14 protein-coding genes are annotated in these 17,859 nt (G+C 69.4%); 10 read left to right on the top strand and 4 right to left on the bottom strand.

What is annotated here, in order from left to right; translation table 11 throughout:
• The first annotated feature begins 108 nt into the window (after positions 1-108).
• The 8 genes from IEZ21_RS41340 (at position 109) to IEZ21_RS41305 (ending at position 8,891) form a co-directional block, all read left to right on the top strand.
• Positions 109-1,269: an inositol-3-phosphate synthase gene (locus IEZ21_RS41340; RefSeq protein WP_189326997.1), complete on the top strand. Its 1,161-nt coding sequence runs from the start codon at positions 109-111 to the stop codon at positions 1,267-1,269.
• Positions 1,266-2,477, top strand: a complete 1,212-nt coding sequence (locus IEZ21_RS41335) for an SCO3242 family prenyltransferase (protein ID WP_189326967.1) — start codon at positions 1,266-1,268, stop codon at positions 2,475-2,477. The genes IEZ21_RS41340 and IEZ21_RS41335 overlap by 4 nt, the downstream gene beginning before the upstream one ends.
• Positions 2,474-3,562: a sugar phosphate isomerase/epimerase family protein gene (locus IEZ21_RS41330; RefSeq protein WP_189326966.1), complete on the top strand. Its 1,089-nt coding sequence runs from the start codon at positions 2,474-2,476 to the stop codon at positions 3,560-3,562. The genes IEZ21_RS41335 and IEZ21_RS41330 overlap by 4 nt, the downstream gene beginning before the upstream one ends.
• The gene (locus IEZ21_RS41325) at positions 3,559-4,278 is read left to right on the top strand and encodes an EboA domain-containing protein (protein WP_189326965.1); all 720 of its coding nucleotides are present in this window, start codon (positions 3,559-3,561) and stop codon (positions 4,276-4,278) included. The genes IEZ21_RS41330 and IEZ21_RS41325 overlap by 4 nt, the downstream gene beginning before the upstream one ends.
• Positions 4,278-5,153: a TatD family hydrolase gene (locus tag IEZ21_RS41320; RefSeq protein WP_189326964.1), complete on the top strand. Its 876-nt coding sequence runs from the start codon at positions 4,278-4,280 to the stop codon at positions 5,151-5,153. Before IEZ21_RS41325 ends, IEZ21_RS41320 begins: the two co-directional genes overlap by 1 nt.
• Positions 5,154-5,156: 3 nt before the next feature.
• A complete protein-coding gene (gene eboE / locus IEZ21_RS41315) occupies positions 5,157-6,329 on the top strand; it encodes a metabolite traffic protein EboE (RefSeq protein WP_189326963.1) in 1,173 nt (390 codons plus the stop codon).
• Positions 6,326-7,723, top strand: coding sequence for an alkaline phosphatase family protein (locus tag IEZ21_RS41310; RefSeq protein WP_189326962.1), 1,398 nt, complete (start codon positions 6,326-6,328; stop codon positions 7,721-7,723). The genes eboE and IEZ21_RS41310 overlap by 4 nt, the downstream gene beginning before the upstream one ends.
• Positions 7,724-7,838: 115 nt before the next feature.
• Entirely contained in the window at positions 7,839-8,891 is a 1,053-nt protein-coding gene (locus tag IEZ21_RS41305) for a sugar phosphate isomerase/epimerase family protein (protein ID WP_189326961.1), read from the top strand.
• An 80-nt stretch (positions 8,892-8,971) separates the two neighbouring features.
• Here IEZ21_RS41305 and IEZ21_RS41300 read toward each other — a convergent pair whose 3' ends face one another.
• The 4 genes from IEZ21_RS41300 to IEZ21_RS41285 form a co-directional block, all read right to left on the bottom strand.
• Positions 8,972-10,366, bottom strand: a complete 1,395-nt coding sequence (locus IEZ21_RS41300; RefSeq protein WP_189326960.1) for an OFA family MFS transporter — start codon at positions 10,364-10,366, stop codon at positions 8,972-8,974.
• 112 nt (positions 10,367-10,478) lie between these two features.
• On the bottom strand, positions 10,479-12,629 hold the full coding sequence (locus tag IEZ21_RS41295) for an acetate--CoA ligase family protein (protein WP_189326959.1): 2,151 nt from the start codon (positions 12,627-12,629) through the stop codon (positions 10,479-10,481).
• Positions 12,630-12,632: 3 nt separating this feature from the next.
• Entirely contained in the window at positions 12,633-13,922 is a 1,290-nt protein-coding gene (gene frc, locus IEZ21_RS41290) for a formyl-CoA transferase (RefSeq protein WP_281399676.1), read from the bottom strand.
• A 10-nt stretch (positions 13,923-13,932) separates the two neighbouring features.
• A complete protein-coding gene (locus IEZ21_RS41285; RefSeq protein WP_189326958.1) occupies positions 13,933-15,618 on the bottom strand; it encodes a thiamine pyrophosphate-binding protein in 1,686 nt (561 codons plus the stop codon).
• Positions 15,619-15,806: 188 nt separating this feature from the next.
• Here IEZ21_RS41285 and sucC point away from each other — a divergent pair, with 188 nt between their 5' ends.
• Positions 15,807-16,937, top strand: a complete 1,131-nt coding sequence (gene sucC, locus IEZ21_RS41280; protein WP_189326957.1) for an ADP-forming succinate--CoA ligase subunit beta — start codon at positions 15,807-15,809, stop codon at positions 16,935-16,937.
• A gap of 11 nt (positions 16,938-16,948) precedes the next feature.
• On the top strand, positions 16,949-17,833 hold the full coding sequence (sucD, locus tag IEZ21_RS41275) for a succinate--CoA ligase subunit alpha (RefSeq protein WP_189326956.1): 885 nt from the start codon (positions 16,949-16,951) through the stop codon (positions 17,831-17,833).
• Positions 17,834-17,859: the final 26 nt, after the last annotated feature.

The following is a 17,859-nucleotide window of genomic DNA, read 5'->3' as shown; positions in this document are numbered from 1 at the left end:
TACCTCGTCTTTCCTCGTCTTTTTCCTCTGGTTTCTGTACGGCCGTCTGGTTCGCGTACGACAAGGAGACTGACCATGTCCGCCGAAGCGTTCCCTTCCGAGTCCCGGATGTCCGAGTCGCGGGTGCCCGAGTCACGGGTGGGCGTGTGGTTGATCGGAGCGCGCGGTTCCGTCGCCACCACCGCCGTCGCGGGCTGCGCGGCCATGACCGCGGGCCTGCATCCTCCGACGGGCATGGTCACCGAGACCGACCTCTTCGCCGGCTCCGGACTGCCGACGTTGTCCTCTCTCGTCTTCGGCGGCCACGACACGGAGGACTGCCCCCTGCCCAAGCGCGCGGAGGCCCTGGCCGCCGGGGGAGTCCTGCCGCACGGCCTCCCGACGGCCGTGGCGGCCGAACTCGCCGCCGCGGACCGGGAGATCAGGCCGGGCGGTCCGCTCCCCGGGGACAGCCGGGACATCGAGGAACTGGTGGCTGCCTTCGCCGCGGACATCGGGGACTTCGTACGCCGCCACGGTCTCGCGCGGGCGGTGGTCGTGAACGTCGCCTCCACGGAACCGGCTCCGGTCGGGACCGAGTTGCCCCCGAGCTCGCTCTACGCGGCGGCGGCGTTGCGGGCCGGCTGCCCGTACGTCAACTTCACGCCGTCCACGGGTCTGCACCACCCGGCGCTGGCGTCAGTCGCCGTCGCGTCCGGGCTGCCGTACGCGGGCCGTGACGGCAAGACCGGCCAGACCCTGCTGCGGTCGGTGCTTGGCCCGATGTTCGCTCAGCGCGCGCTGGCGGTCCGCGCCTGGTCCGGCACGAACCTGCTGGGCGGCGGCGACGGTGCGGCCCTGTCCGACCCGGCTGCCGCGGCGGCGAAGAACGCAGGCAAGGAACGCGTCCTCGCCGACACCCTCGCCGCGGTCCCCGAGGGCGAGGTCCACATCGACGACGTACCGGCGCTCGGCGACTGGAAGACCGCCTGGGACCACATCGCCTTCGACGGTTTCCTCGGCACACGCATGATCCTCCAGACCACCTGGCAGGGCTGCGACTCCGCCCTCGCCGCACCCCTGGTCCTGGACCTGGCCCGCCTGGTGGCTCGGGCCCACGAGGCGGGTCTTTCGGGCCCGTTGAGCGAACTCGGCTTCTACTTCAAGGACCCGGTGGGCGACGGGCCTTCGGCTCTGGGGGAGCAGTACGCGGAACTGGGGCGGTTGGCGGGGCGATTGCGGGAGCCAGGGGCGCGGGCGCCGCGAGGGCTTTCGGGGGAGGGGCGATGAGGCGGCTGGGGCGCGGGGTGACGGGTGGCACTGACACACGGCCGTGCGCGACGAGCCCCCGGCCGAACCCCTGGGCCGAACTGCTCCGCCTCCCCGCCCTGTTCACCGTCCCCGGCGACGCACTCGCGGGCGCAGCCGCGGCCGGAGTCCGCCCGACCTCGCGCACCTTGCTCGCCATCGGCTCCTCCCTCTGCCTGTACGAAGCGGGCATGGCCCTGAACGACTGGGCCGACCGCGACGAGGACGCCATCGACCGCCCCCACCGCCCGCTGCCCTCGGGCCGCATCAGCCCACCCGCGGCACTTGCGGCAGCCGGAGGCCTGACGGCTGCGGGCCTGGCTCTGGCAGCCCGCGCGGGCCGCCGACCGCTGGCGGTCGCCGGAACGCTGGCGGCCACGGTCTGGTCGTACGACCTGGTCCTCAAACGCACGGCCGCCGGTCCCGCGGCGATGGCCACCGCCCGAACCCTGGACCTCCTCCTCGGCGCGGCAGCCACTAAGGGCGATACACGCGGAGCATGGCCCTCAGCCCTGACTCTCGGCACCCACACCCTGGCCACCACCACCGTCTCCCGCCACGAAACCCGGGGCGGCACACCCGCAGCCCCCTTGGCCGCCCTCGCCACCACCACAGCGCTGACCTGGGCCATGACGCGCCGCCCTGGGGCGACGGCCCGGGCGGTCGGCGCGAACGGAGACACCGGCTCCGGCACGCGGCCGACCGGAACCCATGGCACCCACCGTGCGGAACCCGCGTCGAGCCGACGCACCGACTCGACGGCGGCCGGCACTGTCGGTCTCGTCAGGGCTCTGGGGTCGCTCAGCGCCCTGCCACCCGCCGGGTCCCTGCCACCCGTCAGGGCCCTCAACCAGGAGCACGGGCGAGACCCGGGACCGGGCCTCGTGGAAAGCCCTGGCTCGGGCCCCGGCCGCAGCCTCGTCTCACGCTCCGCGCAGGCAACCGCCGAAGACGCCATACGCACAGCACTCGCCGTCGCCTACGCCGCGACCTGCGCCCGCCCTCTCTTCCACGCCGCCCTCAACCCGTCGCCCCCGCTCACCCAACGGGCCGTCGGCGGCGGCATCCGAGCCATGATCCCGCTCCAGGCCGCCCTCGCCGCACGCTCGGGCGCCCTCACCACGGCCCTGCTGACGGCCGCCCTCGCCCCGGCGGCCCACAAGTTCGCCCGGAAGGTGAGCGTGACATGAGCCCTCAGCCCAGCCTCCAAGCCACCGGCTCACAGCCGAGCCCCGGAGCCGATACGCCCACCGCCCCTCAGCCGAGCCCTGGCGCCGCCGCCCGCTCCGGACCTCCGCCCGACAATCACCCCCTCCGCTACGGCTACGGCACCAACGGCCTCACCGACCTCCGCCTGAACGACGCACTCTCCCTGCTCGCCGACCTCGGCTACGACGGCGTAGGACTGACCCTCGATCACATGCACCTGGACCCGCTCGCCCCGGACCTCGCGGCCCGCACCCGCCGAGTCGCCCGCAGGTTGGACGAACTCGGACTGAGCGTCACCATTGAGACCGGCGCCCGCTATGTCCTCGACTCGAGGCACAAGCACGGCCCGTCGTTGCTGGACCCGGACCCGGATCAACGGGCCCGACGCGTCAACCTGTTGATCCGGGCGGTCCGGATAGCCACCGACCTGGGTGCCCACGCCGTGCACTGCTTCAGCGGCATCGCCCCCGAGGGCACGGACGAGGACACCGCCTGGAAACGCCTCGCCGAAACACTTGCCCCCGTCCTCGACACCGCCGCCACCGCCGGCATCCCACTCGCCATCGAACCCGAACCAGGCCATCTCCTCGCCACCCTCACCGACTTCCACCGCCTCCGCCGAACCTTGGGCAGCCCCGACGCCCTCGGCCTCACCCTCGACATCGGCCACTGCCAGTGCCTCGAACCCCTCTCACCCGCGGAGTGCGTACGCGCCGCCGCCCCCTGGCTCCGCCATGTCCAGATCGAGGACATGCGCCGCGGCATCCATGAACACCTCCCCTTCGGCGACGGAGAGATCGACTTCCCGCCCGTACTCGAAGCCCTGGCCACCACCCCCTATCAGGGCCTGATCGTCGTCGAACTGCCCCGTCACTCCCACGCGGGTCCTCAACTCGCCGAGCAATCCCTCCAGTTCCTGCACCACACGGCCGTTTGTCTCGATTCCAAAGAGCCCGCCGACTCCCAAGCCCCGAGAACTCCCAAGCTCCCGACGTGCTCCCAAGTCCCCGACGAGACACCGATCCCCGGCGAGGGCCCCGCCGCCTCCGAAGGGAGAACCCCGTGAACCACCTCCACAACGCCGCCGCTTCTCCCACCGCCTCTTCTCCCGCCCCACCGACGGAAGCCGTCGCCGCCCTGCACGCCCGCTTGAACTCCCAGCTCGACGCCACCGCCCGCGCCTGGCTGGACAGTGCCCTGGACGAGGCGGCCGCCCACCCGGGCACGCACGGGCCCATCTCCGTCTGGGAGTTGCGCATCGCCGAGGCGGGGCGCCGCTGCGGACCCGAGCACGCCGACACCGCCCGCGTCCTCCTCCTGCACGCGGCCCGGGCCGACGCCGACACCCTCGCCCGCGTCTACCGCCAGGGCACCGCCGCAGAACGCCGCGCCGTCCTGCACGCCTTGCCCCACCTCGTACCGGGTCCCGACGCCCTGCCGATCATCGAGGACGCCCTGCGCACCAACGACACCCGGCTCCTGGCCGCCGCCGTCGGCCCGTACGCCGCCCGGCATCTGGACGCCCACAACTGGCGGCACGCCGTCCTGAAGTGTCTGTTCACCGGCGTCCCCATCGACGCGGTGGCCGAACTGCCCCGCCGCGCCCGTGGCGACTTCGAACTGGCCCGCATGCTCGGCGACTACGCCGACGAACGCTCCGCCGCGGGCCGTCCCGTGCCCGAGGACCTGTACCGCGTCCTGGCCCTGACCGAGCCCGGGAGCGATGTGCCGACCGCTTCGGCACCGCGCCACCCCGGCACCCCGTCCGGCAAGGAGTCCTGATGCGCATCTTCGACCCCCACATCCATATGACGTCACGGACCACCGACGACTACGAGGCGATGCACGCGGCCGGCGTCCGAGCCGTCGTCGAACCCTCCTTCTGGCTCGGCCAGCCCCGTACCTCACCCGCCTCCTTTCTCGACTACTTCGACTCGCTTCTCGGCTGGGAACCCTTCCGTGCCGCCCAGTACGGCATCGCCCACCACTGCACGCTCGCCCTCAACCCCAAGGAGGCGAACGACCCCCGCTGCGTGCCCGTCCTCGACGAACTGCCCCGGTATCTCGTCAAGGACCACGTCGTGGCCGTCGGCGAGATCGGCTACGACTCGATGACCCCCGCCGAGGACACCGCACTCGCCGTCCAGCTTCAGCTCGCCGCCGCCCATGAGCTGCCCGCCCTCGTCCACACCCCGCACCGCGACAAGCTGGCGGGCCTGCGCCGCACCCTCGACGTCGTACGGGAGTCCGAGCTGCCCCCGGACCGGGTGCTCGTCGACCACCTCAACGAGACCACGGTCAAGGAGGCCAAGGACGGCGGCTGCTGGCTCGGGTTCTCCGTCTATCCGGACACCAAGATGGACGAGGAGCGGATGGTCGCGGTCCTGCGGGAGTACGGACCCGAGAAGGTTCTGGTCAACTCCGCCGCCGACTGGGGCAGAAGCGACCCGCTCAAGACCCGCAAGGTCGGCGACGCCATGCTCGAGGCAGGTTTCACCGAGGACGACATCGACCAGGTGCTGTGGCGCAACCCCGTCGCCTTCTACGGGCTCAGCGGCAGGCTCGACCTCGACATCGCCGACACGGACGCCACCCATGAGGGCAACTCCATCCTCCGTGGCACCCCCGTCACCGACGCAGCCACCCCGGAGGCGTAACCCATGCGCTTCCGACACCCCGACGGCTCGACCGTCCACCTCGCCTATTGCACCAACGTCCACCCGGCCGAAACTCTCGACGGCGTCCTCGCTCAACTCCGTGACCACTGCGAACCCGTACGCCGTCGCCTCGGCCGCGACCGTCTCGGTATCGGCCTGTGGCTGGCCAAGGACGCCGCCCACGCCCTCGTGAGCGACCCGTCCGCCCTGCGCCGGCTGCGCACGGAACTCGATGCCCGAGGCCTCGAAGTCGTCACCCTCAACGGCTTCCCGTACGAAGGCTTCGGCGCCGAAGAGGTCAAGTACCGCGTGTACAAGCCGGACTGGGCCGACGCCGAACGCCTCGAGCACACCACCGCCCTGGCCCGTGTCCTCGCCGGCCTGCTCCCCGACGACGTCACCGAGGGCAGCATCTCCACCCTGCCGCTCGCCTGGCGCACCGCCTATGACGACACCCGTGCCGCCCAGGCCCACACGGCCCTCGCCACCCTGGCCGAACGCCTCGACGCCCTTGAGGAGTTGACCGGCCGCTCCATCCGTATCGGCCTGGAACCGGAGCCCGGCTGCACCGTCGAAACCACCACCGACGCCATCGCCCCGCTCACCGCGATCGACCACGACCGCATCGGCGTCTGCGTCGACACCTGTCATCTCGCCACCTCCTTCGAAGATCCGCACACCGCCCTGGACGCGCTGACCACCGCCCGCGTCCCCATCGTCAAGTCCCAGCTCTCGGCCGCCCTGCACGCCGAACACCCCCACCTCCCCGAAGTCCGCGAGGCCCTCGCCGCCTTCGACGAGCCCCGCTTCCTGCACCAGACCCGAACCAGCACCACCACAGCCGGCCTCGCCGGCACCGACGACCTCGGCGAAGCCCTCAAGGGTGACGCCCTGCCGGACACGTCCCCGTGGCGCGCCCACTTCCACGTCCCGCTGCACGCGGCCCCCGCCGCACCCCTCACCTCCACACTGCCCGTACTCAAGGACGCACTGACCCGGCTGGTCGGCGGCCCGCACCCGCTCACCCGTCATCTGGAGGTCGAGACCTACACCTGGCAGACCCTCCCGCCCGAGCTGCGCCCACGCGGACGCGCCCAGCTCGCCGACGGCATCACCGCCGAACTCACCCTCGCCCGCGACCTGTTGACGGATCTCGGCCTGAAGGAGCTGCCGTGAACCAGCCCCCGGAAGCTGGCGGGCCCACCCCTCTTCTCGTCCTCGACGTCGTCGGCCTCACCCCCCGTCTCCTCGACCACATGCCCCACCTCAAAGCCCTCGGCCAGTCCGGCTCACGGGCCCACCTCGGCACCGTCCTGCCCGCCGTGACCTGCGCCGCCCAGTCCACCTTCCTCACCGGCACCCACCCGGCCGAGCACGGCATCGTCGGCAACGGCTGGTACTTCCGCGAACTCGGCGATGTGCTCCTGTGGCGCCAGCACAACGGTCTGGTGTCCGGAGACAAGCTCTGGGACGCTGCCCGGCGCGCCCACCCCGGCTACACAGTCGCCAATATCTGCTGGTGGTACGCCATGGGTGCCGACACCGACATCACCATCACCCCCCGTCCGATCTACTACGCCGACGGCCGCAAGGAACCCGACTGCTACACCAGGCCCCCGGCCCTGCACGATGAACTCACCGAGAAACTCGGCACGTTCCCGCTCTTCCACTTCTGGGGTCCCGGCGCCGACCTCGTCTCCAGTCGCTGGATCATCGACGCCACCCGTCACATCCTGCGCACCCGCCATCCAGACCTGGCCCTCTGCTACCTCCCTCATCTCGACTACGACCTGCAGCGCTTCGGCCCCGACGACCCGCGCTCCCTGCAAGCGGCCGCCGACCTGGACGCGGCCATGGCCCCTCTTCTCGACGAGGCGCGGGCGGAAGGCCGTACCGTCGTCGCCCTGTCCGAGTACGGCATCACCCGCGCGGACCGCCCCGTCGACATCAACCGCGCACTGCGCCGCGCCGGACTCCTCGAGGTGCACACACAGGACGGCATGGAATACCTCGACCCGATGGCCTCACGCGCCTTCGCCGTCGCCGACCACCAGATCGCCCACGTCTACGTACGCCGGCCCGAGGACCTCGACGCCACCCGAGCGGCACTCGCCGACCTGCCCGGTATCGAGCAACTCCTCGACGACGAGGGCAAGAAGACCCACCACCTCGACCATCCGCGCTCCGGCGAACTCATCGCCGTAGCGGAGCCGGACGCCTGGTTCACGTACTACTACTGGCTCGACGACGCCCACGCGCCCGACTTCGCGCAGCTCGTCGAGATCCACCGCAAACCCGGCTACGACCCGGTCGAGCTCTTCATGGATCCCCTCGACCCGTACGTCAAGGTCAAGGCGGCGGGCGCACTGGCCCGCAAGAAGCTCGGCATGCGCTATCGCATGGCGGTCGTGCCCCTCGACCCGTCACCTATTCGCGGCAGCCACGGCCGCCTTCCCACGAGCGACGACGAAGGTCCGCTCCTCATCTGCTCCACCCCCCGCGCTGTCGACGGCCGCCTCGCGGCCACCGACGTGAAATCACTCCTGCTCCACCTGGCCGGTCTCGACTGATCGGCGCCGACGGACACGCCATGGCCCGCGGTCCCACCCGACCTGTCTCTTCCAACTGGTCACAAGTGAAGCACTCACCACTGACAACGCCCTTCGACATCGAGGAGTTCCAGGCATGAGCCGCTCAAGCCGCACCGCATTCACGGCCGTCACCAGCAAGAACGACGACCCCGAACTCACCCACCGCCTCAGCAGACGAGGCATGCTCGGCGTGGCCGCGGGCGCCACAGCCGCCGCCCTGCTCGGCACGGCCGCCACCCCCGCCACGGCCGCCGAAGCGGGCCGGGGACGCCCCGTCCTGCCGCCCGGCCGACTCGGCATCCAGCTCTACAGCCTCCGCGACAAGGTCTCCACGCTCGGCTTCGCCCCCGTCTTCGCCGAGCTGAAGAAGTACGGGTACGACGAGGTCGAGTTCGCCGGATACACCCAGGGCTCGGCGGGACCCATCACGCTCGCCCAGCTCAAGCGACTGGCCCGCGACCACGGCCTGAACCCCATCGGCAGCCACGTCGGCTACTACTCCAGCGACCCGAACGCGTACACCTTCGCGCAGAACCTCAACAAGGTCCTCGACGACGCCCAGGCCCTCGGTCTCAAGCACATCGGCACCGCCTCGAACCCGTTCCGCTACGGCTCGACCGTCGACGCGTGGAAGCGCGCCGCTGAGGAGTTCAACACCTACGGCGCGGCGGCGAGGGCGCGCGGCATGAAGTTCTACCAGCACAACCACTCCGAGGAGTTCTCCTTCGCCACCGACAAGCCGAAGGTCCGCCTCTACGACGTGCTGCTCGCCGAGACCGACCCGAAGCTCGTCTACCTGGAGATGGACATCTACTGGGCCTACGTGGGCCAGTTCCGCTTCTCCAAGCGGGTCGACGGCACACCGGCACCCTTCGAGCCCCTCGACTACGTACTCAAGCGGCCCAACCGCTACCCGCTCTTCCACGTGAAGGACGGCGTCAGCGACCCGTCGAACCCCTTCGGCTACCAGATGACCGACGTCGGCGACGGCGACATCGACTACCAGCGCTTCATCTCCGGCGTCACGCGCCTGAAGGGCCACCGCCTCGCCCACCACTGGCAGGCCGAACACGACAACCCCACCGAGTCGTTCACCTTCGCCCGCCGCTCCAGCGAGCACCTGCACTCCCTGCGCGAGAAGTGCTGACAGTTCCCACAGCGCGCGCCCTCCCTTCGGCACACGAGGCTGCCGAAGGGAGGGCGCGCGCTGTGGGCCCCGCCGTCATCTCAGTCCATCTCCCGGCTGATCGGCTGGGGATTCGGCTTGATCCCGCCACTGCCCCTGCTCTTGGGCCGTCCCGGTGGGGTCAGGAAGAGCGCCACGAATCCGGCGAAGAACGAGATGCAGCCGGCCAGGATGAAGGCGCCGTCGAGCCCCCAGGCGTCGACGACCACGAAGCCCATACCCGCGCCGAGGCCGGACACGAGCTTCGAGCTGTAGACCATGCCGTAGTTGGTCGCGTTGTTGTTCTCACCGAAGTAGTCGGCGGTCATCGCCGCGAACATCGGGAAGATGGCGCCACCACCGAAGCCGGAGATGGCGGAGAAGACCAGGAACAGTGGAAGGTTCTCGGCCTCGGCCGACCAGAGGATGCCGAACTGGGCAGCGCCCAGAATGACGCAGACGTACAGCAGGCACTTCTTGCGGCCGAAGAGGTCGGAGAGCCAGCCGATCACACCGCGTCCGGTGCCGTTGACGATTGCCTTGAGCGACATGGCGGTGGCCACGATCCCGCCGGCGAAGCCTGCCTCCTTGCCGATGTCGATCTGGAAGGAGATACCGAAGATGTTCACGCCCGAGGTGCAGGCGAGACAGAACCACATCAGCGCCACCCGGCCGGTCCTCCAGGCCTCCATGGGGCTGTACTGGTGGACGGCCGGCGGGTTCTTCTCCAGGGAGCGACGCGCGCGCGGGTCCTCCGGCGGGTTCAGCGGGTCGATCTCGGCAGGCCACCAGTTCTTCGGCGGGTCCTTGAAGAAGAAGCCGGCGACGGCCACGACACCGGCGAGGAAGACGCCGACCGTGACCAGGATGACCTTGAAGTTGGAGATGTCCATCACGTTGGTGAACAGGAAGACGAAGGGCACCGAGCCGTAGGCGAAGCCGCCGTTGACGAAGCCGGTCTTGCCGCCCTTGCGTTCCGGATACCACTTGCCGACCATGTTGACGCAGGTGGCGTACACCATGCCCGCGCCCATACCGCTGAACATGCCGAAGCCGATGAAGGCGAGTACGACGCTCGGCGCGTAGGCCAGTGACAGATAGCCGAAGAGCGTTCCGGTGGCGCCGAGCATCATCGCCCAGCGGGCCGGCAGCTTGCCGGTCTCACGCAGCCGTCCCGCTGGGAAGGCCACCGCGGCCTGGAAGAACACCCAGGTGGTCAGCAGCCAGAAGATGCTGCCTTCGGACCAGAGATGTGCCTGGTGCAGAGTGTCCTCGGCGGACGCGAACGCGTACTCCGCCGAGCTGATGCCCATCATGCCCACCCAGGGCAGGATGACCATCCACTTGCGTTTGCGGCCCATGATGTCGATATCGGTCTCGCCGACCCGGTACATCCGGCCGTTGGCGTCCGTCACCTCCCTGTAGGGGACGGATGTGGAGATGTCAGTTGTCGCCATGTCGATCGAACCCTTCGCGTGGAAGAAGTCTGGCCAGCGCCCCCTGTCCGTTCTCTTCGCGCCGGGGCCCGCGGCGAGCGGTCACCGTAGGCCCCGTGGTTCGGGCCGTCGCTCAGTTCATCGACCGCCCCCCCAACCGTCCCGCAGCTCGCGCCCAGCGGTACTTCGCGCCCAGCACGGCCACCGGCTTCTCGGTCGTGTACGGGTACGCCACGACGCCGCGCTCGAAGAGGTACTGGGACGCCTCCTCGACCTCGACATCGCCCGCGAGCGACGCCACCACCGGCTTCTCGATGCCGCGCTCCCGGAATTCGGCCACCACGCGCGCGGTGAGCTCGGCGAAGACCATGGGAGGGGTCACGATGGTGTGCCAGTAGCCGAGGACGAGCGAGTGGATCCGCGGGTCCTCAAGGCCCAGCCGGATCGTCGCCTCGTACGTCGACGGGGGCTCGCCGCCGGTGATGTCCACCGGGTTGCCGGCGGCTCCGAAGGGCGGGATGAACTTCCTGAAGGCCTCGTCCAGATCCGGCGGAATCTCCATCAGGGAGAGGCCGTTGTCGGTCACCGCGTCGGACAGCAGTACGCCGCTGCCGCCGGCGCCCGTGATGATCACGACGTTGTCGCCCTGAGGAGTCGGAAGCACGGGCAACGCGCGCGCGTACTCCAGCATGTCGTTCAGTCCGGGAGCCCGGATGACACCGGCCTGCTTCAGGATGTCGTCGTAGACGGCGTCGTCGCCTGCGAGAGCGCCCGTGTGTGAGCCCGCGGCCTTGGCACCGGCCGCCGTACGGCCCGCCTTCAGGACGACCACCGGCTTCTTGGGTACGGTCGCCCGCGCCGCCTCCACGAAGGCGCGCCCGTCCTTGAGGTCCTCCAAGTGCATGGCGATGCACTGGGTGTTGGGGTCCTCGCCGAACCAGGTCAGCAGGTCGTCCTCGTCCAGGTCCGACTTGTTGCCGAGCCCCACGATCGCCGAAACACCCGTCTTCGTAGTGCGCGCGAAGCCCAGAATGGCCATCCCTATGCCACCGGACTGCGAGGTGAGTGCGACGCCGCCCTTGACGTCGTACGGCGTGCAGAACGTGGCGCACAGGTCCTGCCACGTCGAGTAGTAGCCGTAGATGTTCGGCCCGAGCAGCCGCACTCCATAGCGCTCGCCGATGGCCACGATCTCGTCCTGGAGCTGCTGCTCACCGGTCTCCGCGAACCCGGAGGGGATCAGTACGGCGTTGGGGATCCCCTTGCGGCCCACCTCCTCCAGTGCCGAGGCCACGAACTTGGCGGGGATCGCGAAGACCGCCACATCCACCTCACCGGGAACGTCGGTGACACTCTTGTACGCCTTGCGGCCCAAGATGTCATCGGCCTTGGGGTTCACCGGATGGATCTCTCCGGAGAAGCCGCCGTCGACGAGGTTGCGCATCACCGAATTGCCGATCTTGCCCTGCTCGTTGGAGGCACCGATCACGGCGACCGAGGAAGGCTGCATCAGGCGGCGCATGGAGGTGAGGATCTCCTCGCGCGTGTACCTGCGACGCGCCTTCGGGACCGACTCCGCGAGGATCACGCGGATGTCCGCCGCGACCGCCCCCTCCGGGGTGGCGATCACCGGATTGAGGTCCACCTCGGCGATCTCCGGGAAGTCCGCGACGAGTTCGGAGACCCGGCGGATCTGCTCGGCGATCGCCCACCGGTCCACGGCCGGCGCGCCGCGCACCCCGTGCAGGATCTCCGCCGAGCGGATCGAGTCCAGCATCGACAGAGCTTCGTCGGCGTCTACGGGGGCGAGGCGGAAAGTGACGTCCTTCAGGACCTCCACCAGCACACCGCCCAGCCCGAAGGCGACGACTTTCCCGAACGTCGGATCGGTCACCGCTCCGACGATGACCTCCTGCCCCTGGGGGAGCAGTTCCTGCACCTGTACGCCCTCGATACGGGCGTCCGGCGCGTACGCGCGCGCGTTGTCGATGATTTCGCGGAAGGCGGCCCGTACGTCGGCCGCGCCCTCCACTCCGACTATCACGCCACCCGCGTCGGTCTTGTGCAGGATGTCCGGGGAGACGATCTTCATCACGACAGGCCCGCCGAACCGCGCCGCATACGCGACCGCCTCGTCGACGTTCGTCGCCAACTCCTCGCCGGGGGCGGCGATCGCGTACGCGTCGGCGATCACCTTGCCCTCGGGCGCGGTCAGCGCGGTCCGGCCCTCGGCCCGTACGGCTTCGAGGAGCGTACGCACCCTCAGCACCCGGTCTTCGGCCATCAATCAGATCACTCCGTTCGACTTGAGCAGGCGCAGCTCCTCGTCGCCGAGACCGAGCTCGCCGACGTACACCTCTTCGTTGTGCTCGCCGAGCAGCGGCGAACTGGCCACGTCCACGGGGGAGTCGGAGAGCTTCAGCGGACTGCCCACCGTCACGAACTCGCCCCGCTCGGGGTGCGGCACCTTCACGACCATCTCGTTGGCGACCAGCGACGGATCCTCGATGATCTCCTTGGTCGACAGGATCGGCCCGCACGGGATGTTGTGGGCGTTGAGCTTCTCCAGGACCTCCCACTTGGGGAGCGTGGCCGACCACTCCTCGATCAGCTGGAACATCTTGTTGAGCTGCGGCAGGCGTGCCTCCGGCGTCGCCCACTCGGGGTCGTCCGCCAGCTCCGGCCGTCCGATGAGCTCGGTGATCGGCTTCCAGCCGACGGGCTGCACGATGACGTACACGTAGTCGTTGGGCCCGCCCGGCGCGCACTTGACGGCCCAGCCGGGCTGGCCGCCGCCGGACGCGTTGCCGGACCGGGGAACTTCGTCGCCGAAATCGTCGTTCGGATATTCAGCGAGCGGGCCGTGTGCCAGGCGCTGCTGATCGCGCAGCTTCACCCGGCAGAGGTTGAGCACAGCGTGCTGCATGGCCACATTGACCCGCTGACCGCGCCCGGTGTTCTCCCGCTGAAGCAGCGCCGCGAGAATCCCCGCCACGGCGTGGATGCCCGTGCCCGAGTCCCCGATCTGGGCCCCCGTCGCCAGCGGCGGCCCGTCCTCGAACCCGGTGGTCGACATCGACCCGCCCATGGCCTGAGCGACGACCTCGTACGCCTTGAAGTTGGTGTACGGGCCGTCCCCGAACCCCTTGATGGAGGCATAGACGATACGCGGATTGATCTCCTGGATGCGGTCCCAGGTGAAGCCCATGCGGTCGATCGCGCCCGGTCCGAAGTTCTCGACCATGACGTCCGAGCGCCGGATCAGCTCGGTGAGGATCTCCTTGCCGCGCTCGGTCTTGGTGTTGAGGGTGATGCTCCGCTTGTTGCAGTTGAGCATCGTGAAGTAGAGGGAGTCGACGTCCGGGAGGTCACGCAGCTGCTTGCGCGTGATGTCACCGGTCGGCGCCTCCAGCTTGACCACGTCCGCCCCCAGCCAGGCCAGCAACTGGGTTGCGGAGGGGCCCGACTGGACGTGCGTCATGTCGAGGACACGGATGCCTTCGAGAGCCTTGGGCGCGCTGTTCGGCGCTTCGTTCGTCGCAGTGTGAGTCGCGTTGTGCGTCGCGGTGCTGGTCATGGCGGGCACCTCACTTGTACATCGTCTGGTTCATGGTTCCGGGGGCGTACGCGTCCGGGTCGACCCAGACGTTGATCAGCGAGGGCTTGCCCGACTCGCGGGCGCGCCTCAGGGCGGGGCCGATGTCGGCGGGGTCGCGGACCTCCTCGCCGTAACCGCCGAGCATCTGGGCGAACTTGTCGTAGTGGACGTCGCCGAGGGTGTTGCCGACGCGCTCGCGCGCCTCGCCGTACTTGGCCTTTTGGCCGTAACGGATCTGGTTCATCGAGGAGTTGTTGCCGACGATGCCGACGAAGGGGAGGTTGTAGCGGACGAGGGTCTCGAAGTCCCAGCCGGTGAGCGAGAAGGCACCGTCTCCGAAGAGGGCCACCACTTCCTTGTCGGGCCGCGCCTGCTTGGCCGCGAGCACGAACGGGACGCCGACGCCGAGCGTGCCGAGCGGTCCCGGGTCCATCCAGTGCCCGGGTGACTTGGGCTGTACGACCTGACCGGAGAAGGTGACGATGTCGCCGCCGTCGCCGATGTAGATCGAGTCCTCGGTGAGGAAGTCGTTGATCTCGCTGACCAGGCGGTACGGGTGGATGGGCGAGGTGTCCGACCTGAGGCTGGGCAGCCGCTTCTCGATGGCCGTCTGCTCGGCCGCGCGCAGCTCGTCGAGCCACTCCTTGCGCTTCGACGCGCCCCCGTTCAGGCGTCCCGAGGCGGCCTCGGTCACCGACTTCAGGACGAGACCCGCGTCGCCGACGATCCCGAGGTCGATGTCCCGGTTCTTGCCGACGGTCCGGTAGTCGAGGTCGATCTGCACCACGGTCGCGTCCGGCGACAGCCGCTTCCCGTAGCCCATACGGAAGTCGAAGGGCGTGCCGACGATGACGATGACGTCGGCGTTGGAGAAGGCGTACCGGCGGGAGAGCTGGAAGTGGTGCGGGTCCCCGGGCGGCAGGGTGCCGCGTCCGGCGCCGTTCATGTAGGCGGGGATGTTGAGGCTGCGTACGAGTTCGATGGCGGCCTCGGTGCCACGGGTCGTCCAGACCTGGCTGCCCAGCAGGATCGCGGGCTTCTCGGCGTGCACGAGGAGATCGGCGAGCTTCTCGATCGCCTCGGGGTCGCCGGCCGAGCGGGTCGAGGCCCGGTACTGGCCGGCGGCGGGGACCCGGGCCTTCTCGACCGGCACCTTGGCGTCGAGCACATCGCGCGGGATCTCCAGGAAGGAGGGCCCGGGGGCGCCGTGGTAGCACTCGCGGAAGGCCATCGACACCATGTCGGCGGCGCGTGCGGTGTCCGGAACGGTCGCCGCGAACTTCGTGATCGGCGTCATCATGTCGACGTGCGGCAGGTCCTGAAGGGACCCCATCTTGTGCTGCGTATGCGCCCCTTGGCCGCCGATCAGCAGCATGGGCGACTCCGCGCGGAAGGCGTTGGCGACACCCGTCACGGCGTCCGTCGTGCCGGGGCCCGCGGTGACGACCGCACAGCCGGGCTTGCCGGTGATGCGCGCGTAGCCGTCGGCGGCGTGGGCGGCGACCTGTTCGTGGCGTACGTCGACGACCTCTATGCCTTCGTCGACGCAGCCGTCGTAGATATCGATGATGTGGCCGCCGCACAGGGTGTAAATGACCTCCACACCCTCGGCTTTGAGTGCCTTGGCGACCAAGTGCCCACCGGAGATGAGGTTCTGGCTGTTGTCGTCGGGCATGGCGAAGTCCTGTCCCTTCGTAGGGGATCGGGCACGCGAACGTGCACTTCAGACACGGTTCGCGCACTGCTCGTGGATGCCGTCACGGTTGATTGCATACAGTCGACGAATACTGTATGAAGCTTGTTATCCCGCATCCAGTGGGTGGTGTCCAGGGGGCGTGCGGCACTTTTGAGGCAGGAGCCGGAATGGACCTGTACGAACACCAGGCAAGGCAACTCTTCGAGGACCACGGCATCTTGGTGCCGCGGGCCGAGGTAACCGACTCGTCCAAGGAGGCACGCGAGATCGCCCGCAGGCTGGGCGGGCGCGTCGTGGTCAAGGCGCAGGTGAAGACCGGTGGACGCGGCAAGGCGGGCGGCGTGAAACTCGCCACCGATCCGGCCGCCGCCGAACTGACGGCACGCCAGATCCTCGGCATGGACATCAAGGGCCACACCGTCGGCAAGGTGATGCTGGCCCAACCCGTCGACATCGAAAGCGAGTTCTACGTCAGTTACGTACTCGACCGCGCCGCCGGCCGCTTCCTCGCGATCGCCTCGGCCGAGGGCGGCATGGAGATAGAAGAAGTGGCCGCGACCAGGCCGGAGGCCGTGGCACGCATCCCCATCGACCCGGCCGAGGGCGTCGCCGCGGCGAAGGCGGCACACATCGCCGACACGGCAGGCCTGCCCCCGCAGACCGTCGACGTCCTCGTACGACTCTGGGAGGTGCTGACCCGCGAGGACGCCGTACTCGTCGAGGTCAATCCCCTCGTGCGTACCACCCAAGGACAGATCCTCGCCCTCGACGGCAAGGTCACGCTCGACGACAACGCCCGCTTCCGACAAGCCCGTTGGGGCGAACAGAAGTCGGCGCACGACGACCCGCTGGAGGCGGCGGCAGCCACGAAGGGCCTCAACTACGTCAAGCTGGACGGCGAGGTCGGCATCATCGGCAACGGCGCGGGCCTCGTCATGTCGACCCTCGACGTGGTCGCCGGCTGCGGCGCCCGCCCCGCCAACTTCCTCGACATCGGCGGCGGGGCCAGTGCCCAGATCATGGCCGACGGCCTCTCCGTCATCCTCTCCGACCCGGCCGTGAAGTCCGTCTTCGTCAACGTATTCGGCGGCATCACCGCCTGTGACGCGGTCGCCGACGGTATCGTGCAGGCCCTGGAAACCGTCCAGTTGACCAAGCCGCTGGTCGTACGCCTCGACGGAAACAACGCCGTACGCGGCCGCGCGATCCTCGACGGCCGCGCACACCCCCTGGTCCAGCAGGCCACCACCATGGACGGCGCCGCGCGCCGCGCCGCCGAACTCGCCAACGCCGGCTGAAGGAGCGAGACATGGCCATCTACCTCACCAAGGAGAGCAAGGTCCTCGTCCAGGGCATGACCGGCGGCGAGGGCATGAAGCACACCCGGCGCATGCTCGCGGCCGGCACCGACGTCGTCGGCGGCGTCAACCCGCGCAAGGCCGGGCAGACCGTCGACTTCGACGACCGGGCCGTACCCGTCTTCGGCTCCGTACGCGAAGGAATCGAGGCGACCGGCGCCGACGTCACCGTCGTCTTCGTCCCGCCCGCCTTCGCCAAAGCGGCAGTTGCAGAAGCCGCGGACGCGGGCATCGGACTCGCCGTGGTCATCACGGAGGGCATCCCCGTCCACGACTCGGTCGCCTTCACCACGTACGCGAAGACGAAGGGCACCCGGATCATCGGCCCCAACTGTCCGGGCCTGATCACCCCCGGACAGTCCAACGCGGGCATCATCCCCGCCGACATCACCAAGCCCGGCCGCATCGGCCTCGTGTCCAAGTCCGGCACGCTCACCTACCAACTCATGTACGAACTCCGCGACATCGGCTTCTCCACCTGCGTGGGCATCGGCGGCGATCCCGTCGTCGGCACGACGCACATCGACTGCCTGGTGGCTTTCGAAGCAGACCCCGACACCGAACTCGTCGTGCTGATCGGGGAGATCGGCGGAGACGCGGAGGAACGAGCGGCCGCGTACATCCGGGAGCACGTCACCAAGCCCGTCGTCGGCTACATCGCGGGCTTCACCGCGCCCGAAGGCAAGACGATGGGCCACGCGGGCGCGATCGTGTCCGGTTCGTCCGGCACGGCACAGGCGAAGAAGGAAGCGCTGGAGGCGGTCGGGGTGCGCGTGGGTGGTACGCCGACTGAGACGGCGCAATTGGTCGTCGCCGCACTGGAAGCGGAAGCGTGACGTCACTCATAGTTGGCCAGAGGTGA

It is taken from the genome of Streptomyces flaveus, from assembly GCF_014647675.1.
Taxonomy (GTDB): domain Bacteria; phylum Actinomycetota; class Actinomycetes; order Streptomycetales; family Streptomycetaceae; genus Streptomyces; species Streptomyces flaveus.
The sequence above is the reverse complement of the archived record's forward strand: the minus strand, read 5'-3'. Positions and strand labels throughout refer to the sequence as shown.